The organism is Planomonospora algeriensis, from assembly GCF_977012225.1.
The window spans coordinates 1-1,062 of sequence record NZ_CDRNDK010000918.1; the positions used below are offsets into that span (position 1 = coordinate 1).

Sequence of the window (1,062 nt, forward strand, 5' to 3'; positions counted from 1 at the left end):
CGGGGCGGCGGCCGGGACCGCGGCGCCCGACTGCACCCCGCAGCGCGGGACGACGCGCATCGGCGAGTCGTGGGCGCAGCGGCGCCTGAACCTGCCGGAGGTCTGGCGGCTCACCAAGGGCGCGGGGGTGACGGTGGCGATCGTGGACAGCGGCGTGGACACCCGGCACCCGCAGCTGAAGGTGGCCTCGTCCGTCGACCTCACCGGCACGCACGGCTACGACTGCGTCGGGCACGGTACGGCCGTGGCGGGCATCATCGCGGGAGCCGAGATCCAGGGGGTGCCCTTCACCGGCGTCGCCCCCCGGGCCAAGCTGATCTCGATCAAGCAGACCAACGAGAGCAACGGCGACGTGGGCAAACTGGCCCAGGGGATCGTGCGCGCCGTCGAGCTCGGCGCGGACGTGATCAACGTTTCCATCCAGGCGGCCGACCAGCCGGATCTGAAGGCCGCGGTCGACTACGCGCTGGCCCAGGACGTGGTGGTGGTGGCCGCGGCGGGCAACGTCCAGCGGTCCGACGGCTCGGCGGCCCCCGCCTACCCGGCCGCCTACCCGGGCGTGCTCTCCGTCGGCTCGGCGGGTCCCGAGGGCGGCAGGGCGGACTCGTCCAACGCGTCGACCCCCGTCTCCGTCCTGGCCCCCGGTACCGCCGTCACCGCCCCCTGGCCGGGCCTCGCCTACCGGGAGGACCTGGAGGGGACCAGCTTCGCCGCGCCGTACGTCGCGGGGGTGGCCGCGCTGGTGCGGGCCCGGTATCCCGGGCTGGACCAGGTGCGGGTACGGCGGCGCATCGAGCTGACCGCCGACGGCGCCTCCGGCTCCGGGACCGGCGCGGGGATGGTCAACCCGCTGCTGGCCGTGTCCGCGATCCTGCCGGAGACGGTCGCGATCGCGCCGCAGGACCCCGCCCCGCTGCCGCCCGACGCGGTACGGCCCGCACCCGCCGAGGACGTCGAGGGGATCTCGATCGCGGGCCGGGTCGCCCTGTTCGCCCTCTCCGCGGCGGTCCTGGCCGCCCTGGCCGGTGTCGTCGTCCCCCTGGGCCGGCGGCGCGGATGGCG

General features: G+C 76.3%; 1 protein-coding gene. It reads left to right on the forward strand.

From position 1 onward, the window contains the following. On the forward strand, positions 1-1,062 hold a 1,062-nt coding region (locus tag ACWJ6R_RS36885; RefSeq protein ID WP_449066635.1), incomplete at both ends, for a S8 family serine peptidase.